Here is an 18,135-nt window from a genome sequence, read left to right as displayed (position 1 = left end):
GATCCGTGCTCACGCCTCGACCAGCAAGGCGACGGGGAAGTCCCGTAGAACGTCCGCCACGGCAAGAAGAGGCCGAGGCTCGGTGACGCCGCCGGTCAGGAGATTGCACATGGGCTTGAATTGGCAGTCCTCGGGCCAGGCGAGGAAGGTGTTTCGCCACAGTTCCGGACGGATGGACAGGCGACCGTCTGGCGTCTGGCCGAAGACAAGCCGCGGGACGACTGTGAGCGCAAAGCCATCCCTGCTGCGACGCATGAAAGCGGCTGCGTGGCGGGCACCCGGACCTTCGACGCGCACTGCGCGGTATTCGCCTCCCGCAAGACAATCCGCGCCGCGCCCCCGGCGATAGTTCAGGCCTATTGAGATCAGCCTCTGCTTGCAGTCCTCGAAATCGCCGATCGTCGGCGCTTGCGGTAGCTGGGAAAGCGAGCCGCGCGGTGAAAAGCCGCGGCGGTTGTCGGGATCGACGAGGGAAAGGTCTATGCGTTCGCTGCCCTGATAGATATCGGGAATGCCGGGCGCGGTGAGCTTCACCAGCGTTTGCGAGAGGCTGTTGATCAGGCCGGCATGGATGAACGGTCCGGCCGTTTTCTCGAAATCGCCGAGGAAAGACCGGTTATGCCAATCCAGGAGATCGCCGAGAAAGGCCTTGATCGCTGCTTCATAGCGCTCGTTCGGATCGTCCCAGCTCGTCCTGAGCTTTGCCTCCCGCAGCGCCTTCACGGCGAAATCGACCATGCGCTCGTGCAGGGAAATCAGGTCGCCTTCGTCACCAAGGGGCGCGACCGGCCAGACGCCGAGCAGGCTCTGATAGAGAAATTGCTCGACCGGAGCGTCCGGTTCCTCGCCGGCCGGGAGTCGGCCCATGCTTTCCGCATTCATCCCGTGCCAGCGGTCCACCGCTGCAGCCCAGACGTCCGGTGCCTCGCTGACGACGTGGAGCCGGGCGCGCGCATCCTCCCCCCGCTTGGTGTCGTGCGTGGAGGTAGCCGAAAGGCCGTGCGGCATCTGGCTTGCGCGATCCTGCATCATCGCATGAAAGCGGCCGACGCCGCCGGGCGTCCAGAAGGGGGAGGCACCCACCTCGTTCGCCGCGAGATAATCGCCTCTCCGATAGAAGAAGGTGTCCTCGACCGCCTTGGCCATGACTGCGCCGCTCAACTGCTGAAACCGCGTGCGGAATTCGGACCGCAGCTTGCCGTCCGCCGAGTCGACCGGCGCCCTGAGTGCGGAAACGATCGCTGCGATCTCGGCGCCGGCGCCGGGCGCGCGCGCCGCTGCCTTCGCTGCCATCCCGTCGAGGATGCGGCTGTCGCGCGCTCCGGCCTCCTGGTCGCCGACATAGGTCCGATAGACGGGCAGTGCCGCCACCAGCTGGCGAATGGCCTCACCGGTCCGCACGTTCTGATCCGGAGTCCCATCGCCTGTGAAGCGAGCGGCCAGTCCGGTCAGCCGCCGGACTTCCGTATTGAAATTGCGGCCGAGGACCTGAAGCTTGCATCCCGTGACCGCCTCTTCGGCCGCGGATCGCCTTTCCTCGCTTGAAAGCCACGAAGACGGAGTGTCGTCGGAAAGAAGATCCGCGAGGGCCGATATGAACTCGTAGCCGGTGGCCCCCTCGACCGGCCAGTCGGACGGCAGCGTTTCGTTCTCGCCGAGTATTTTTTCGACGATGATATAGGTGCCGTCGCCGGCCTCCCGGCGGAGCCGATCGAGATAGCCCTTAGGATCTGCCAGGCCGTCGATGTGGTCGATCCTGAGCCCATCGATCAGGCCTTCCCGGACGAGGGCGAGCGCGAGCCGGTGGGTATGCGTGAAGACCGCTTCATCTTCGACGCGCATGCCGATGAGGCCGGCGACCTCGAAAAACCGTCGGTAGCTGAGCTTGTCCCGGGCCGTCTGCCAGCTCATCAGCCGCCAGGATTGCATTCGATGCAGCCGGTCGAACTGCAGTGTGTCCGCGGAGAACCGGTCGAGACATTGGTCGAGCTCGGCCGCGATCGACGGCGTCGCGACGACAGAGGCGATTTCCGCGTGGAACTGTGCGGCGGTTTTCCGTTCGGCCGTGCCGGCGACAGCCGCGATCCTTTCGAGCGCGGCATTGCCGTTGCGCGGGATCGCCGCATAGCTGGCGGGATTGAGCGGATAGAGAGCCTCGTAATATCGAAGCGCCAGGCAGCGGTGCTCGTGGTCGTATGCAAGGCGCAGATTGCCGGCTGCGACCTCTTCCTCAAACGACTTTCCGAGGAAGGGGAGCGTGAGCGGCTCCCGCGAGTCGATGTCGAAATAGTCGGCAAATTCGCTAAGGCGGCCCCATTCGATCACGCTGTGCCACCAGTCATTCTCGAGATGCGCGGCCATGTGGTTCGGGACGATGTCCAGAACGAGACCGAGTCCTTCGGCCCTCAGCGCATGAGCGAGCCGCACAAATCCATCGTAGCCGCCCAGGGCCGGGTCGATCTCGTTATAGTCGACGATGTCGTAGCCATGGGCCGACCCACGGACCGCGGTGAAAAGGGGCGAGGCGTAGAGGTGAGATATGCCGAGCCCGACGAGGTGCGGGATCAACTCCACGGCTTTTGCGAAGTCCATCCCGTTGCGGAACTGGAGACGGTAGGTTGCGTCGGGCAGATGCATGGCGGTCTTGCACTTGTCTGGCGGTAACACCGCGGCCGGTGCTTTGTTCCCCGAGGGACGCCCCCAAAGCAAAGTCTTCTTGTTCGCGTATCGGGAATAGAATGGCGTTCCTTTAGTCTACTAAGATTATAGAATTTGATGAATACCACCGAAGCATGGATCTCACGGGGAGCTAAAGCGATGCCGCAGACACGAGTGGTGGGTATTTCAGGCAATATCACGCGTCCGTCCAGGACACGCGCATTCGTGGACCATATCGTCCACCGGCTGGCGGTCGATGCCGGCGCGTCGGCGCAGACCTTCGATATCGAGGATTTCGGGGCGTCCCTGCTCCCTGCGAGAAGGCTCGACGAACTCGCGCCGGAGGCGCGCTATGTCGTCGGCCAGATCCTTGCAGCCGACATCCTGGTGGTCGCGTCGCCGACCTTCAAGGGAAGCTATACCGGCCTCTTCAAGCACGTCTTCGATCTGCTCGATCCCTCCTCGCTCCGCGGCAAGCCCGTCATCCTCGCCGCGACCGGGGGCGGGGAACGCCACTCGCTGATGGTGGAGCATCAGCTGCGGCCACTGTTCGGCTTCTTCGAGGCGTTGGCGATGCCGACCGCGATCTACGCCTCCGACAAGGACTTTGCCGACGGCGCTCTCGCCTCGGAGGCGATCCATGCCCGCGTCGGCAGGGCGGTCGGCGAGGCAACGCAGGCGCTCGCGCGCGCCGCCAGGGCAAGCTTGGCGGCCTAGCCGCAAATTCAACCACACCAACCCGGTTTGCGTCGGCAATCGAAGCGAAGTGACGCCGGCCGGTGAAGCAAATCCAACGGAGGCAGCAATGACCAGACAGATCAAGCTTGGAGCCTTTCTCCCCGGCGGCGGCCAGCATATTGCCGCCTGGAGGCATCCGGACGCTCCGGCAGACGGTGCCACGAACTTCGAATTCCACAGAAGGCTCGCCGAGACCGCGGAGCGCGGTCTGTTCGACGCCTATTTTCTCGCCGACAACCTCTCCGTCGGGCTCGGCGGCCGCGAAGGCGGCAATGCGAAGATCGCCGGTTTCGAGCCTGTCACCCTCTTTGCAGCACTCGCGCCGCTGACGACCCATCTGGGCTTCATCGCCACGGCGTCGACGACCTATGAGGAACCCTACACGCTCGCCCGCAAGTTCGCCTCGCTCGACCTACTTTCAAACGGGCGGGCAGGCTGGAACGTGGTCACCTCCGCCGGCGACGAGACGGCACGCAACTTCAACAGAGAAACCCAGCCGAGCCACGCCGACCGCTACGAGCGCGCGCACGAGCACGTCGAAACCGTCAAGGCTCTGTGGGACAGCTGGGAAGATGATGCCTTCATCCGTGACAAGGCGACCGGCCGCTTCTTCGACGCCGGCCGGGTTCACGACATCGACCACAAGGGCAAGCATTTCAGCGTCAAAGGACCGCTGAACGCGCCGCGTCCCGTACAGGGGCACCCGGTCGTGGTGCAGGCGGGGCAATCCGAGGACGGACGCAGGCTTGCGGCGGTCAGCGCCGAGGTGATCTTCACCGCCCATCAGAACCTCGCTTCGGCGCAGGAATTCTACCGTGACATCAAGGCACGGGTGAAGCGCGCCGGCCGCAACCCCGAACATGTTCTGATCATGCCGGGGGTGGCCCCCTTCGTCGGCCGGACCGAAGAGGAGGCGCGCTCCAAGTATGAAGAGCTGAATGCGCTGATCGTGCCGGAGGACGGCGTGGCGCTGTTGAATGGCCTGACCGGCGGCACGCTCGACCTGACGGGATATCCGCTCGATGGGCCCTTGCCCGTCAGCAATGAGACAGAGGGGATGAAAAGCCGGCAGGCGCTGATCCGGAAGATCGCGGATGAGCATGGCTTCACCATCCGCCAGCTCTATCAGTGGATCGCGACCGCACGCGGTCACTACACCGTCGTCGGCAGCGCCGAGCAGGTCGCCGATCAGCTCGAGGAGTGGTTCCTGAGCGAAGCCGCCGACGGTTTCAACATCCTGCCGCCATGGCTTCCGGGCGCGCTCGACGATTTCGTCGATCTGGTCATCCCAATACTGCAGAGACGCGGCCTGTTCCGCACCGCCTATGAGGGGCGGACGCTGCGGGAAAATCTCGGTCTTCCCCGTCCGGCGAACCCGTGGACTTTGGCGCGCGCCACCGTCCAGGCGGCCGAGTAGGAGGGAGACACGAAAATGAGCTTGCAGGAACTCGACAGGTCGATCATCCACGAAGGCGGCAGCGTCAGCGCAAAAGCGGACGAGTATCTCCGCCGGTCAGGCGCCGCCGCCGGCAGCTGGCTGTCGCGCTACGGACTGCTCATCGCCTTTCTTGCGCTCTGGCAGGCGGCCAGCACCGCCGGCTGGATCAACCCGGCCGTGTTTCCGTCCGTCGGTGCCATCCTTTCCGCCCTTTGGACGGGAATTTCCGGTGGGGCATTGCTCGACGATATCGCGATCAGTCTTCAGCGTTCCGGCACCGCCTTCGTAGGCGCGGTGGTTCTGGCTATACCGCTCGGCCTCTTGATGGGGCAGGTGCGTGCGATCGAGAACGCACTCGATCCCGTCCTCCAGCTTTTCCGCCAGACGTCGGCGCTCGCTCTCTATCCGGTTTTCATCCTGCTACTCGGACTCGGCGAGGCCTCGAAAGTCTTCGTCATCTTCTGGGCGACGCTCTTTCCGCTGCTCCTGAGCACCATCAGCGGGGTCAAGGAAGTGGATTCGAAGCTGATCGAGATGGCGCGGGTCTATGGCGCGTCGCGTCTCACTGTGTTCCGTCGCGTGGTTCTCCCGGGCGCCGTTCCTTCGATTTTCGTCGGCCTGCGCTTGAGTGCAACGACTGCCCTGCTGCTGCTCATCGCATCCGAGATGATCGGCGCCAACAAGGGCATCGGCTTCCAGGTCATGAACGCCCAGTACAATTTCCAGATTCCCCTGATGTTCGCGGCGATCTTCATTCTGGCCGGGCTCGGGCTCGTCTCCAACTACGCGCTGGTCTTTGCGCAGCGCCGCCTCTGCCGCTGGAGCGACGCCTCGAACTAGAGCAATTCCAGGAAAAGTGTGCAGCGGCTTTCCATCCGGAGTTGCGGCAAAACGGCCTCAACATTCGAAACTTCCAGATCACGGAAAAGGTGACACATGACGATTTCCATTCGCGCCCTCGCATTCGGCAGCCTGTTCTCGATCGGTCTTTCCAGCCTTGCGGCAGCAGAAGCTCCGGAACCGGTGACGCTGCGGTTCCTTGCGAGCCAGGGCAGCCTATCGCCGCACGAACTCGCCTATGAGCTCGGCTATTTCGACGACCTCGGCATCAAGCTCGAGAATGTCGGTTATGCGGGAGGCGGGCCCGCATCGCTGTTCGCGCTTGCCTCCGGCAGCGTCGACATCGGCTCGGCGGCGACCGCAGCCGTCATCAACTCGATCGCCGGCGGAAACGATTTCGTCGCGGCCTTTCCGACCAACGGAATCAACGAGCAGGTCAAGAGCATCTTCTACGTGCTCGACGACAGCCCGATCAGGACCATCGAGGATATCGCAGGTAAGACGATCGCGGTGAATACGCTCGGGGCGCATCTCGACTATGCGGTACGCGAGGCGCTGCACGGCAAGGGCTTGCCCGAAAACGCAGCGAACCTCGTCGTCGTGCCCGGGCCGCAGCTCGAACAGACGCTCCGGTCGAACCAGGTCGACATCGCCGCCGTGGGATACTGGCAGGCGACCTTCAACGGCCAGATCGTCGATCACGGCGGGGTGCGCGCGGTCTTCGACGACACGGATGTGCTCGGCGAAATTGCAGGCGGTTTTGCGGTTCTCAGGCGGGATTTCGTGGAGAAGAATCCGGTGGCCGCCAGAAACTTCGTAGAACAGTCCGCGCGCGCCGCCGACTGGTCACGCGAGCATCCGGAAGAAGCGCGGGCCGTGCTGGCCCGTATTCTGACCGAGCGCGGCGAAAACGGCGATCTCGCCAGGCATTGGACGGGGTTCGGCCTGCGGAAGGGCGCGCAAGCGACCGAGCGCGATCTGGATTTCTGGATCGGCGTTCTCGAGCGCGAGGGCAGCCTGCCGCAGGGCAAATACAAGGCTTCCGATCTTCTGTTCCGGCCAAACGCGACGTCCGCCGCGGCGAATTGAGGTGGTGAAAATGGCTGAAGTCAGAAGCCTGAGCAGAGGGGAGGTGGCGCTGCGCGATCTCTCGAAATCCTTCCAGATCAACGGACGGCCGCTCAGCGTCCTAAGGAACCTCAATCTGGACATCCGGTCCGGGGAATGCCTTGCAATCGTGGGCGCAAGCGGATCGGGCAAGACGACATTGCTGCGGGTTCTTGCGGGTCTCGAGACGGCCGATGCGGGCCGGGTATTGATCGACGGCCGGCCGGTTGCCGGTGTGGGCAGAGAGCGCGCGGTCATCTTCCAGGAGCCGCGGCTGCTTCCATGGCTGACGGTCCTCGGCAATGTGGCCTTCGGCCTGAAGGTCCGAGGCGAGGATTCCGGACGCGCCGAGCAGCGTGCACGTCACTACATCTCGCTTGTCGGCCTTGCCGATTTCCAGGATGCCTATCCGAAACAGCTATCGGGTGGAATGGCGCAGCGCGTCGGGCTTGCGCGAGCGCTGACGGTAAAGCCCGAGATCCTGCTGCTCGACGAGCCGATGGGCGCTCTCGATGCGATGACGAAACTGACGATGCAGCAGGAGCTCGAGCGCATCTGGCGGGAGGAGAACGTGACGATGGTTCTGGTCACGCACGACCTCGAGGAGGCCATCTATCTGGCGGATCGTGTCCTGATACTGCCGAAGCAAAAGGACGGAGCGCCGAGAGCGATCGACATCGACTTGCCCCGGCCGCGCGATCGCAGCGGCGCACGCTTCGTGCGCTACAGGCAGGAGCTGCTTCGGGAATTCGGACTCTACTAGGGCCCGCGCGCTTCCTCCATAATCCCCGCACAAAACAATAACCGGGGGATTATGGATTTCCGCCCATATTTCATTTTTGCATCACCGTTTGACATGGCAGACTGCCCGCTGTCGATTGCGATTGATGTAAAAGAAAGCGATGCCGGCCGGGAGTAGCGGACGTCGCGGGGGGAGGAAATATGAGAAGGATCATTCTGGCCGCGCTCGCGGCTCTGGCAACGAGCGTCGCGGCGCAGGCGGATACGATCAAGGTCGGAGTCGTCGGGCCGTTTTCCGGTCCCTTTGCGCTGCAGGGCAAGAACTTCAAGGCGGGCATCGACGCCTATATGGCGGTGAACGGCGCCAAGGTCGGCGACGACGACATCGAGATCATCTACCGCGACGTGCCGCAGGCGGACCCGGCCCAGTCCAAAGCGCTGGCGCAGGAGCTGGTGGTAAAGGAAGGCGTGCAATATCTCGCCGGCTTCTATTTCACGCCCGACGCGATGGCCGTCACGCCGCTGCTAGAGCAGGCGAACGTGCCGCTGGTGATCATGAATGCCGCCACGTCGGCGATCGTCACCAAGAGCCCGCTCGTGGTGCGCACCTCCTTCACGCTTTGGCAGACATCCACGCCGATCGCCAAGGTGGCGAAGGACGCTGGCGTCTCGAAGATCATCTCCGTGGTCAGCGATTACGGCCCGGGTGTCGATGCGGAGAAGGCATTCAAGGCCGGCTTCGAGGCGGCGGGCGGCGAGATCGTCGAGGCGATCCGCATGCCGCTCTCGACCAACGATTTCTCGCCGATCATGCAGCGCATTAAGGATTCCGGTGCCGAGGGTGTCTTCGCCTTCCTGCCGTCCGGCCCGACGACGCTCGGCTTCGTCAAGGCGTTCAACGAGAACGGCCTGAAGGACGGCGGCATCAAGTTCTTCGCGCCGGGCGACCTCACCCAGGAATCCGACCTGCCGGCGCTGGGCGACGCCGCGCTCGGCCTGCAGACGACCTTTCACTATGCCGTTTCGCATGACTCACCGGAAAACAAGGCATTCGTCGAGGCGGTCGGCAAGGCGATCGGCAATCCGGCCGAGCTTTCCTTCCCCGCGGTCGGGGCCTATGACGGCATGCATGTCATCTACAAGATGATCGAGGCGACAGGCGGCGAGCAGGATGCCCAGAAGGCGGTCGACGCCGTGAAGGGGCTCTCCTGGACAAGCCCCCGCGGACCGGTCTCGATCGACCCCGAATCGCGCCATATCACCCAGAACATCTATCTGCGCGAAGTCGCCAAGGCCGATGACGGCACCTATTACAACAAGGAGATCCAGACCTTCGAGAAACAGGGCGATCCGGGTTTAGCCGCGGTGAAATGATCGGCGGCCCGCTGTATGCGACGGCTGCATCGTTGATTTGGCGGAAGCCTTCCGGAATGAGGATCGAGGGTGAAGCCTTGCCACAGCGTTAGGATGCGCTCATGCAAACCATCTTCAGCATAGCCGTCGATGCGCTCGCCTATGGCATGGTGCTGTTCGTGATCTCGATCGGCCTTTCGGTCACGCTCGGCCTCATGCGCGTCGTCAATCTTGCCCACGGCGCCTTTGCGATGATCGGCGGCTATATCGCATCCTATGCGGCGCGTGATCTCGGGCTCGGCTACGGCGCCGCGGTGCTGATCGCGGTCTTCGGCACGATCGTCATCGCCATCCCGATCGAGCGCCTACTCTACCGCCGCATCTACGGTCAGCCGGAGCTGACTCAGGTGCTGATGACGATCGGCATCACCTTCTGCATCATCGGCATTGCCAACTACGTCTTCGGCCCGACTCTCAAGACGATCCCGCTGCCGCCGAGCCTTGAGGGCTCCGCCGATCTCGGCTTCCGTTCGATCGCCGTGCACCGGATCTTCGCGATCGTCTGCGGCCTCGCCGTTGCCGGAGCCCTCTGGTTTGCCATCGAGAAGACGGCCTTCGGGGTAAAACTCAGGGCCGCCGTCGACAATGCGGCGATGGCGGCAGCACTCGGAGTGCGCACGGAGGTCGTCTATGCCGTGAGTTTCGCCGTTGCCGTGGGCCTTGCCGCGTTCGGCGGCGTCGTCGGCGCGGAACTGCTGCCGGTCGAGCCCTATTATGCGCTCAGATACATGGTCACCTTCCTGGTGGTCGTTTCCGTCGGCGGTGCGGGGTCGATCCCGGGTGCGCTTGCCGCCTGTCTCCTGCTTGGCGGCATCGATACCACCGGACGCTATCTGGTGCCGGAGTTCGGAGAGTTCTTCTTCTATCTCGCCGTCATCGCCATTGTCTGCGTCTTTCCGCGCGGCCTTGCCGGGAGGATGAAGTAGGTGACCATGGCAACGATGAACGAAGCAGCCACGGCACTTTCTGCGGGCAGGCGGGGGCTCGGCCGCGATCTTGCGGGCCTCGCGGTGATCCTCGTGCTGGCCGGGATCGGCTATCTCTTCTTTCCGAACAATCTGGCGCTGCTCACCCGCATCACCGCGATCGCGCTGCTGGTACTCTCGCTCGATCTCGTCACCGGCTATTGCGGCGTCGCGACCCTCGGCCATGCCGCGCTGTTCGGCAGCGGCGCCTATGCCGCCGGTATCGCGGCCGTGCATTTCGGCATCACCGATCCGCTCCTCATGCTCGCCGCCGGCATTCTCGGCGGTGCGCTGGCGGGGCTCGCCTGCGGAGTCGTGATCCTTCGGGCGCACGGTCTCCCGCAGCTGGTGCTCTCGATCGCCCTCATCCATCTGTTCCATGAATTCGCCAACAAGGCCTCGCCCTGGACGGGGGGAAGCGACGGATTGGCCGGCATCGCGCCCGATCCGCTCATCGGCCTTTTCGCCTTCGACCTCTGGGGCCGCACGGCCTATGTCTTCGGCGTCGTGCTGCTCGCAATCGTCTTCGTGCTCCTGCGCCTCGTCGTGCGCTCGCCCTTCGGCATGCTTTGCCGCGGCATCAGGGAGGACCCGATCCGCATTCGGGCGATGGGCGCGTCGCCGACGATCGCCCTCCTCAAGATGTATGTGATTTCCGGCGCGGTCGCCGGCGTTGGCGGGGCGCTCAACGCCGTCTCGACGCAGGTCGTCGGTCTCGACAGTCTCTCCTTCACGCTCTCGGCCGAAAGCCTGGTCATGCTTGTTCTCGGCGGTACCGGCTCGCTCTTCGGGGCGCTTACCGGCACGATCGTCTTCATGTTCTTCGAAGACCTCGTCTCGGCGGCCAACCCGTTCCATTGGCTGACCATGGTCGGGGCCCTGTTGATCGCGGTCGTGCTCTTTGCGCCGAAAGGGCTTTACGGCACGGCCGCAGAGATCATCGCGCAGCGACGTGGGGTGGGCCGATGAGCGCCATATTCGAAGTCAGAAATCTCAAGCGTTCCTTCGGCGGTCTCGCCGTCACCAACGATGTCAGCCTTTCCATGGCACCGGGCGACCGCGTCGCGTTGATCGGCCCGAACGGTGCCGGCAAGACGACCTTCGTCAATCTCGTCACCGGCAATCTGAAGCCGGACGCCGGAGAGGTACGGATCGGCGGCGAAACCGTCACCAACGTCGACGCGATCGGCCGCGTCCGCCGCGGACTCGTGCGTTCGTTCCAGGTGACGCGCCTTTTCCAGGACATGACGCCCGCCGAGCACGTGGCGCTCGCGATCCTGCAGCGCGACGGCCGGGCGGGGCGCATGTTCGGCAATTTCCTGGCGATGCCCGGGGTGATGGCGGAGGCCGGTAGCCTGCTCGGCAAGCTTGGCCTGCGCGATCTCGCGCACCGGCCGGTGCGCGAGATCGCCTACGGCCAGCAGCGGCTGCTGGAGATCGCGGTGGCCCTGGCGCTCAAACCGAGGGTGCTGCTGCTCGACGAGCCGGCAGCCGGCGTGCCGCAGAGCGACTCGGGCCGCATCGAGCAGGCGCTCGCCGATCTTCCCGATGACCTCGCCGTGCTGATGATCGAGCACGACATGGATCTCGTCTTCCGCTTCGCCAAGCGCGTGATCGTGCTTGCTGTCGGCACGGTCATCTTCGACGGCTCTCCAGCCGACGTCACCAAAGATCCGCGTGTGCGCGAAGCCTATCTCGGGAGCTATGCCGATGCCGGCAGCGCCGCTTGAGGTCGACAATCTCTCCGCCGGCTATGGGCCGACGCGGGTGCTGGAAGGGATTTCCTTTTCGGTGCCTGCCGGCGCGCGGCTTGCGGTTCTCGGGCGTAACGGCATGGGCAAGACGACGCTGCTCGCTACGCTCGCCGGCCAGACGCGGCGCTATGACGGGCGCATCCGCATCGGCGATGCCGACGTGACCGCGCTGCCGAGCGTATCACGCGCGCTGAAAGGCCTCGGTTTCGTGCCGCAGGCGCGCTGCGTCTTCCCGTCGCTGACGGTCGAGGAAAATCTCTTCGTCGGCCTCAAGGGCCGGCCGAAGACGGCGCTGAGCGAGGCCTATGAGATGTTTCCGCGCCTCTACGAGCGGCGCCGAAACCTCGGCTCGCAGCTTTCCGGCGGCGAGCAGCAGATGTTGTCTACCGCCCGCTCGATCCTCGGCCGGCCCTCGGTCCTGCTTCTCGACGAGCCGCTCGAAGGTCTGGCGCCGGTCATCTGCGAAGAGCTGATGAAGGCTTTCGCCGAGCTCGCGAAGGCCGGCGACATGACCATCCTGCTCGTTGAACAGCGCATCCAGAGCGCACTCGATTTCGCCGACCGGGTGATCATCCTCGAGCGCGGCAGGCTCGCCTGGAGCGGAACGCCGGAGGCGCTGGCGAAGGAGCACGCTACGGTCGAGCGGCTGCTGGGGGTTGGCGGGCTGCATTGAGCGCCGAGCCCGTGATTTGCCCCCTCATCCGCCTTCCACGCGGCTAGCTCCTGCCCCGATCTAAGGAAGAGGCGTTGCGGCATATTCCCTTCTCCTTGCGCGCGGGGAGAAGGTGCGGCAGGCGGATGAGGCGCGCGCCTTCCGCTATTTCAGCAGCCGTTCCCGCTCACGCTCGTAATAGCGCGCGAGCGGCGGCAGCGCCGCCTTGAGTTCATCGAACAAGCCGTCATCGGCAGCGATCTCGCCGCTGTATTTCCGGGCGAGGTAGGCGCGGTGGCGTTCGAGCGCCGGTTCCGAAGCGCCGTCGGCCAGGGTGAAGACGGGGGAGACCGCGCTGCGTCCCTTGACCGTGATGCGGTCGAGCTCGGCAACCGCAAATTTCCGGGCGGCAAGTGTTGCCGTACGCTCGCCGAGGAGCAGCGGCACGCCGTAGTCCTTGGAGGCACCTTCAAGGCGGGAGGCGAGATTGACCGCGTCGCCCAGTGCCGAATAATCGAAGCGGCGGGCCGAGCCCATATTGCCGACGACGCATTCGCCCGTGTTGATGCCGATGCCGATCCTCAGCGTCTTCGGCGGACGTCCCGCCGCTTTCGCCTCGGCTTCCAGCTCCGCGTTGAGATCGCCGAGGGCGGTGAGCATGTCGCGCGCCGCCTGAACGGCATGGACGGCATGGTCCGGATCGTCGAGCGGCGCGTTCCAGAAGGCCATCAGGCAGTCGCCGATATATTTGTCGATCGTGCCGCGCCGGTTGAGCACCGCCTCCGAAAGAGGGGTCAGGAGCCGGTTGATGAGCGTCGTCAGTCCCTCCGGATCGTCCTTCATGTCCTCCGATATGGTGGTAAAGCCGCGAACGTCGCAGAAGAGTACCGTGAGCGTCCGTCTTTCGCCGCCGAGCTTCAATTGCGAGGGGTCTCTCGCCAGCCGCTCGACGAGCGCTGGCGAGAGATATTGCGAGAAGGCACGGGTGATCGCGCGGCGGCGGCGCCTTTCTTCCGCATAGTCGAGGCCGGCCTGCCCGACTGCCACGCCGAGAAAAGCAAGTGCCGGTGCGAGCGGCGAGACGAACACATGGCCGAGGCGCATCAGGCCGTAGCTTGCAAGAAAGATCAGAATAAGGGCGAGGGCGCCGTAACCGAGCGTCTTCCAGCTTGTCGACCCGAGGACGGCAAGGGCTGCGGCAAGGCTGGCGAGGACGATGGCGGCGATGGCGACCGCCGCTCCCGTCCGCTTGACGAACAGCCGGTGCACGAGATTGTCGTAGATGGTAGCGTGGATCTCGGCGCCGGCGACGAGACCGCGGGAAAAGACCGTGTCGGAGGTGGCGAAGGCATCGATGCCACCGCCCGAGATGGTCGGGGCGTTCTGCAGGCTCAGGCCCACGATGACAACCCGGTCGCGGAACGTTTCTTCCGGAAGGAAACTTTCGGGGTCGAGCGCCTGATAATAGGAAACGGTCGGGTAGGTGCGCGCCGGGCCGAAGGTCTGCATCAGGGCTCGTCTCGGCGGATGGGCAGGCTCCGCACCGGCGACGGTTGCGAGCGTCACGGCCAAGCCGTCCGGATAGGAGGGAATCTGCCTGAGCGTGCCGTCGCCGCTGAGGTCGACCGAGGCGATGCCCACCTTGGCGCCCCGCTCCAGAAAGACGGGAAGAGGCTCGGTCCGGACGAACTGCTCTGCCTGCGGTGTCCGGATCAGCGTCTCGTCGCCGGCAAGCACCACATCGGACCCGAGGACTTCGGCAAGCGCCTGATCGTTCTCCGGCGCGGCGGCCGGTTCGGCGAAGATCACGTCGAGTGCGATCGCCCTGGCGCCGGCGGCTCTCAGCGCCTGGATCAGCCGGGCGTGCAGGGCGCGCGGCCAGGGCCACTGGCTGCCGATCTCGGCCATAGACGGTTCGTCGATCGCGACGATAACGGGGCCGTCTTCCGGAAGGCTTGGCCGGCCGAGGATCGAGAGATAGTCGTAGGCGCGCAGGTCGACGAGCGACCAGGAACCGGTCAGCGAGACAAGCGAGACGAGGGCGGCCACCAAGGCCGCCAGGACGGCAAGCTTTGCCCGCCGGGAGGAAAGGCGAAGCTGGCGAGAGGTCTTCATCAGAACCGCACTTTGACGGTGCCCTTGACCGTGGGACCCCAGCCGGGCAGCCCGTCCCGGATGTCGAATTCCTCATCGAGCAGATTGAAGCCGGCGAGTTCCACCTCGAACCGCTTGTCGAAGGGCTCCCATTGCAGGGCGGCGTCGAGCGTCCAGAAGTCGTCGAGTGTCGTGGTGCCGTCGGTACGCTCGCCGACATAGTTCGCGGCAACGGTCGTTTTGACATTGGCTGTGTTGACGAAGGTGAGTGCCACCTGGCCTGAATATTCGGGCAGAAAGGGTAGATCGCCGCCGGCGCCGGCCGAGAGATCCTCGCTTTCGATCCGGGCCACCGTCGCCGACAGGCCGAATCCATGACCGAGCGCCATGTTAGCGGTCACTGCCACGCGGTCGAGACGGCCCTTGTCGAAGTGGAAATCCGTCAGTGGGAGGAAGGGGCTGGTAACTGGGGTGGCAATCGAACCGTCGCGGATTTCCTGGTGCTGGTAGTCGACAGCGGTGAAGAGCCAGTCGCTCCATTCGGCATCCCAGCGCAAGGCCAGAGTGTCGGCATAGCCTTCCGTGCCGATCAGGAACTGGTTGGGCTGCAGCCCGACGATGCCGACCGGCGCAAGCGTAGCAGAGCCGAAATTATAGCCTTCGCGCTGGAGAGCCGCGCGCAGCCAATGGCCTTCAGCCGGTGCCCAGGCGATCCCGAGCTTCGGTTCGAGCCGGATATCGTTGTCGTTTACATCCTCGATATAGCGGGCGAAGAGAGCGCCTTCGACTTTAAGGTCGGGGGTGATTTCGTACAGGCCGTCGATATAGGCTTTAGCCACGGCGTACGTGTCAGAATCGAAGATAGGCGATGGTTGCACAGGCGGCGGCGGAACGGAGGTGAACGCCACCCTGTTATCCGACCGCATTTTCCCTCCCTCCAGGCCGTAGCGCCACGTTAGATCTCCATCGCCATACATGTGGCTCATGGCGGCAATATAGGTTCGCTCCTTTGCCTCTATCTCGAGGTTTCCTGTGCCGGTAGCATCCCGAACAGCAAGACTATCGACGGTGCGAAGTTCTTTGAAGAAGAGCGCGGCGTTTACGACGTTGCGGTATCCGAATGTATGGCTCCATGCGAGCCCGGAAATGATGCCGGAAGACTCGTCCCCTATCTCTAGGTCAGGCGGAACAGGCAGAAATTGCTGGGTCTCCTCGACATCGGAATAGTTCGCGAAGGCTACAATGCGGTCATCGGGCGTCGGACTGGCCGTAACGTAGCCGTTGCCTCCGATTATCCGCAGGTCACGTTCGAGGCGCGCGCCTCCGGATTCAACCGCATCCCGCGGCTCCTCCCACTGAAATGTCCCGTAGACGCTGATCGGGAACGGCGAAACGGTAAATCCGCGAACCGCAGCTTCCCCGACCCATCCGGTATGATCCTCATTGGCGATGAACCCGCCGCCGAGCTCCGTCTCGAAGAAAGGCGAACGCAGCAGGTTGACCGTCCGCTCGCGGCTGGCGAGCATGTGAGGCTCGATCAGAAGCCCCTGGATGAGAGCGGAGAAGCTTGCGGTATTGACGGTGTTCGTGACGGCGTTGGCGGCGAAATCGTAGGCGTTGAAGAAGGGATTGACGCTGCCGCGGACCGCCTGGTCGACATAGCTGGCACCGGTGAAGGGATCGAAGACGGCGTCGCCGTAATATTGGCCCCAGGCATCCAATCCCTGCAGGCGGAAGGCGTCGTTGAGCGTCGATCCTTGTTCCTGGTTGGCGCCGAGTGCCGCCGTGTCGCCGCCCTTGGCGCGGGTGCGGCGCAGCGCTTCCTGAGCGTTGCGAATGGCCGCGTCGGCGTCGTAGGCGTCGATCGCGATCGCGGTTCTGACCGTCGCCACGACGGGATCGTTCGGGTCGAGCCTGTCGGCATTGTCGAGCGCCTGAGCTGCCGGAATGCGGTCGCCCTTCTCGTAATGCGCGGCCGCGAGCAGGAGCTGTGCGTTCGAGTAGGCCGGATTGGCCGTCGAGCCGGCGAGCAGGTCTTCGACCGCCTTGTCGGCCTCGCCGTTCTGCATGTGATAGCGGCCGCGTGCCACCAGCGCCACGTCGAAGGAGGGATCGACGGAAAGCGCGGTGTCGATCTCGCGCTTAGCCTCGGCCATCCGCATCTCGTCCATGTATTGTATTGCGAGGTTTGCGTGGGAGACGGGATCGAGCGGATCGAGCGCAATCGCCTGCTTGAAGGCAGCCTCGGCGGCACGGTTGTCGCCGCGCGCGCCCTGGACCAGTCCGAGGGAATTCCAGATGGAGGAGGAGCCCGGAGCGGTTTTCAGCGCCCTTTCGAGATCCGCAAGGGCGCCCTCGAGATCGTTGTCGATGTGATAGCGGTAGTGGGCGCGCGCCTCGAGCGCAGTCGGGTCGTCCGGATCGATCGATAGCGCCCGCTCGACGCCGTCGCGAAGCTCGTCGCGGTCATCCAGCAGGAGGGCGAGCTGCGCGCGTGCCGCGGGCAGGGTCGGGTCGTCGGGATATTGCTGCTCGGCCTTCTTGATCACCGCGATCGCTGCGGGGATGTCTTCCCGGAAGCCGGCAGTCCAGGCCCGGGCCATGCCCGCATAGCGGCCGCTTGCGTTGCGCGGCGGCTCCTCCACGCGGGCAGGATCGGCGAGCCCGCGCGCAAAATAGCCGCCATAGGCCGCGATCGTGCGGCGGCTCGGGTCGAGGCCGCGTTCGGCCCTGGCGAACAGACGCGCCGCCTCTTCGTAGCGGTTCGAAGAACCGGCGATCAATGCCTTGACGAGGTCGGCACGTGCCGCCTGGGAGCGGGTCAGGCCCCGGCTCGCGGCTTCCGCGAGCGCGGCCTGAGCCTTGTCGCGGCCATTCAGGGAAAGATAAATCTCGGCAAGCGTCAGCCATTCCTCGGCCGGGCGGGATGCTGCCGGCGAGGCCTCGATGCGCGCACGCTCGCGGCGCATCTCGGGAACGCTGAAGGGCGTGGCCGGCATCCAGACGAAGGCATTGCGGAGCGACAGATGAAAGAGCATCTGCTCGCGGTCCTTCGGCGTAACGATCACGATCTTCGCCGGCGCGCTGCCGATCGCGGCAACGGCGCCTTCGCCCTGCTTCACCGTCACGCTGCCATAGGCATTGCTGAGTTCGACGACCCCTTCGAGGACCACGAGCGAGGTCTTTCCGTCGGTGCCTACCGTCAGCGTCCAATCGGTGCCGCGGATGGCGGCGGCTGCAGCCGGCGTATCGATGACCAGGCCCTCGCCGCCACGCTCGGCGCGGGCCCAGATCGTACCCGATTCCAGCCCGAGATTCGTGTCGCCCGCCCCGATCTGCTTGACGCGCAGCGCGGTGTTGCGCCCCAGCCTTATCTGCGTGTGATCTCTGAAGAGGACGGCCAGCGCGCCCGTTGCGTTGGTGCGCAGCACGTCGCCGGGAAGCAGGTCCTGGGAGAGGTCGACGACCCGCCAGTTGGAAACGTCGACGAAGCGCACCTCCTCGCCGGATTTGCGGGCAATGACGGAGCCGGCCGCGGGTGACGGGCGCGGAACCGGCTCGGCAAGCGCCCACAAGGGCGCAAAAAGCGTCACCGCGGCAAGCAATGCCCCCGTTCTTCTTCCCCGCATTCCCGAAATACCCCTCGCTATAGTGAATCCAGTGGATTTATAGGGAGGAAAAGTCAAGAGCCCAGTTTTGGGCGTATCTCTTTACTGGTGGAGTGTAATAAAGAGG

Annotated in this window: 13 protein-coding genes; 10 read left to right on the top strand and 3 right to left on the bottom strand. The window is 64.5% G+C overall.

All coding sequences use genetic code 11. From position 1 onward, the window contains the following. Positions 1–9: 9 nt before the first annotated feature. Positions 10–2,637 carry a malto-oligosyltrehalose synthase gene (locus M1D43_RS24320; protein WP_014527743.1) on the bottom strand — a complete coding sequence of 876 codons (2,628 nt, stop codon included), beginning with the start codon at positions 2,635–2,637 and terminating at the stop codon, positions 10–12. Positions 2,638–2,817: 180 nt separating this feature from the next. Between M1D43_RS24320 and msuE the strand changes: the two genes are divergently transcribed. From msuE to M1D43_RS24270, 10 genes are all read left to right on the top strand, one after another. Next, the gene (gene msuE, locus M1D43_RS24315; protein ID WP_003529492.1) at positions 2,818–3,375 is read left to right on the top strand and encodes an FMN reductase; all 558 of its coding nucleotides are present in this window, start codon (positions 2,818–2,820) and stop codon (positions 3,373–3,375) included. 88 nt (positions 3,376–3,463) lie between these two features. Continuing rightward, a complete protein-coding gene (locus tag M1D43_RS24310; protein ID WP_003529494.1) occupies positions 3,464–4,813 on the top strand; it encodes an LLM class flavin-dependent oxidoreductase in 1,350 nt (449 codons plus the stop codon). Between the two features lie 15 nt (positions 4,814–4,828). Further along, the gene (locus tag M1D43_RS24305; protein WP_010976274.1) at positions 4,829–5,674 is read left to right on the top strand and encodes an ABC transporter permease; all 846 of its coding nucleotides are present in this window, start codon (positions 4,829–4,831) and stop codon (positions 5,672–5,674) included. Between the two features lie 96 nt (positions 5,675–5,770). After that, positions 5,771–6,763: an ABC transporter substrate-binding protein gene (locus M1D43_RS24300; protein WP_014527744.1), complete on the top strand. Its 993-nt coding sequence runs from the start codon at positions 5,771–5,773 to the stop codon at positions 6,761–6,763. A 10-nt stretch (positions 6,764–6,773) separates the two neighbouring features. Continuing rightward, positions 6,774–7,544, top strand: a complete 771-nt coding sequence (locus tag M1D43_RS24295; protein WP_014527745.1) for an ABC transporter ATP-binding protein — start codon at positions 6,774–6,776, stop codon at positions 7,542–7,544. A gap of 179 nt (positions 7,545–7,723) precedes the next feature. Next, positions 7,724–8,896, top strand: coding sequence for an ABC transporter substrate-binding protein (locus M1D43_RS24290; protein WP_014527746.1), 1,173 nt, complete (start codon positions 7,724–7,726; stop codon positions 8,894–8,896). Positions 8,897–8,997: 101 nt separating this feature from the next. Continuing rightward, a complete protein-coding gene (locus M1D43_RS24285; protein WP_014527747.1) occupies positions 8,998–9,861 on the top strand; it encodes a branched-chain amino acid ABC transporter permease in 864 nt (287 codons plus the stop codon). A gap of 6 nt (positions 9,862–9,867) precedes the next feature. Next, positions 9,868–10,869: a branched-chain amino acid ABC transporter permease gene (locus M1D43_RS24280; RefSeq protein ID WP_014527748.1), complete on the top strand. Its 1,002-nt coding sequence runs from the start codon at positions 9,868–9,870 to the stop codon at positions 10,867–10,869. Next, positions 10,866–11,630, top strand: a complete 765-nt coding sequence (locus tag M1D43_RS24275; RefSeq protein WP_014527749.1) for an ABC transporter ATP-binding protein — start codon at positions 10,866–10,868, stop codon at positions 11,628–11,630. The genes M1D43_RS24280 and M1D43_RS24275 overlap by 4 nt, the downstream gene beginning before the upstream one ends. Continuing rightward, positions 11,611–12,327 (top strand): ABC transporter ATP-binding protein, encoded by a 717-nt coding sequence (locus tag M1D43_RS24270; protein WP_014527750.1) that lies wholly within the window; start codon positions 11,611–11,613, stop codon positions 12,325–12,327. Before M1D43_RS24275 ends, M1D43_RS24270 begins: the two co-directional genes overlap by 20 nt. 144 nt (positions 12,328–12,471) lie before the next feature. Here M1D43_RS24270 and cyaK read toward each other — a convergent pair whose 3' ends face one another. Both cyaK and M1D43_RS24260 read right to left on the bottom strand, forming a co-directional pair. Continuing rightward, on the bottom strand, positions 12,472–14,421 hold the full coding sequence (gene cyaK / locus M1D43_RS24265; protein WP_014527751.1) for an adenylate cyclase CyaK: 1,950 nt from the start codon (positions 14,419–14,421) through the stop codon (positions 12,472–12,474). Further along, positions 14,421–18,029 carry a FecR domain-containing protein gene (locus M1D43_RS24260; RefSeq protein WP_014527752.1) on the bottom strand — a complete coding sequence of 1,203 codons (3,609 nt, stop codon included), beginning with the start codon at positions 18,027–18,029 and terminating at the stop codon, positions 14,421–14,423. The genes cyaK and M1D43_RS24260 overlap by 1 nt, the downstream gene beginning before the upstream one ends. Positions 18,030–18,135 lie beyond the last annotated feature (106 nt).

This window comes from Ensifer sp. R1-3, assembly GCF_056739175.1.
Note: the sequence above shows the minus strand (reverse complement) of the source record. Positions and strands in the feature narration are given on the sequence as shown.

Bases quoted from the DNA above. Each gene is read 5' to 3' on its own strand.
- M1D43_RS24320 (WP_014527743.1), bottom strand. From the start codon at position 2,637: ATGCATCTGCCCGACGCAACCTACCGTCTCCAGTTCCGCAACGGGATG.
- msuE (WP_003529492.1), top strand. From the start codon at position 2,818: ATGCCGCAGACACGAGTGGTGGGTATTTCAGGCAATATCACGCGTCCG.
- M1D43_RS24310 (WP_003529494.1), top strand. From the start codon at position 3,464: ATGACCAGACAGATCAAGCTTGGAGCCTTTCTCCCCGGCGGCGGCCAG.
- M1D43_RS24305 (WP_010976274.1), top strand. From the start codon at position 4,829: ATGAGCTTGCAGGAACTCGACAGGTCGATCATCCACGAAGGCGGCAGC.
- M1D43_RS24300 (WP_014527744.1), top strand. From the start codon at position 5,771: ATGACGATTTCCATTCGCGCCCTCGCATTCGGCAGCCTGTTCTCGATC.
- M1D43_RS24295 (WP_014527745.1), top strand. From the start codon at position 6,774: ATGGCTGAAGTCAGAAGCCTGAGCAGAGGGGAGGTGGCGCTGCGCGAT.
- M1D43_RS24290 (WP_014527746.1), top strand. From the start codon at position 7,724: ATGAGAAGGATCATTCTGGCCGCGCTCGCGGCTCTGGCAACGAGCGTC.
- M1D43_RS24285 (WP_014527747.1), top strand. From the start codon at position 8,998: ATGCAAACCATCTTCAGCATAGCCGTCGATGCGCTCGCCTATGGCATG.
- M1D43_RS24280 (WP_014527748.1), top strand. From the start codon at position 9,868: ATGGCAACGATGAACGAAGCAGCCACGGCACTTTCTGCGGGCAGGCGG.
- M1D43_RS24275 (WP_014527749.1), top strand. From the start codon at position 10,866: ATGAGCGCCATATTCGAAGTCAGAAATCTCAAGCGTTCCTTCGGCGGT.
- M1D43_RS24270 (WP_014527750.1), top strand. From the start codon at position 11,611: ATGCCGGCAGCGCCGCTTGAGGTCGACAATCTCTCCGCCGGCTATGGG.
- cyaK (WP_014527751.1), bottom strand. From the start codon at position 14,421: ATGAAGACCTCTCGCCAGCTTCGCCTTTCCTCCCGGCGGGCAAAGCTT.
- M1D43_RS24260 (WP_014527752.1), bottom strand. From the start codon at position 18,029: ATGCGGGGAAGAAGAACGGGGGCATTGCTTGCCGCGGTGACGCTTTTT.